This window comes from Psychroflexus sp. MES1-P1E (assembly GCF_002836055.1).
In the GTDB taxonomy this organism is placed as follows: Bacteria; Bacteroidota; Bacteroidia; order Flavobacteriales; family Flavobacteriaceae; genus Psychroflexus.
The window spans coordinates 1-365 of record NZ_PJBS01000046.1 but is presented as its reverse complement, the minus strand read 5'-3'; the positions used below and the strand labels follow the sequence as shown (position 1 = coordinate 365).

General features: G+C 30.7%; 1 pseudogene. It reads right to left on the bottom strand.

Features of this window, described 5'->3' with window-relative positions:
- Positions 1 to 273 (bottom strand): annotated as a pseudogene (locus CXF67_RS00265) (IS110 family transposase); the annotation flags it as partial.
- Positions 274 to 365: the final 92 nt, after the last annotated feature.

The following is a 365-nucleotide window of genomic DNA, read 5'->3' as shown; positions in this document are numbered from 1 at the left end:
TATTTTAGATAGTTTCATCTGAATAAAACGTTTTACTGACAATGGGTTTTCTACGGATAATACAATGCTATTCTCCTGTAAATAATACGCTAACTGATAATGATAATAACCGGTAGCTTGCATCACGCAATGGCTATTAATATCTAAGAGCTTTACAAACTTTTTAAAGCCTGATACATTGTTTTTAAACTGAAAGTAATTACCATCAGAATCTGTGACATCGAATACCAAATGGCTAATATCAATTCCAAAATATTTAATATCTTTATTCATAGAAAATGTTTTTTGAAAGGACATACTACGTGAGTTTCAACGACTTAAAATCGAGGTCTAAAAAGCCTCATAGAACTGTACGAAATCTGTGT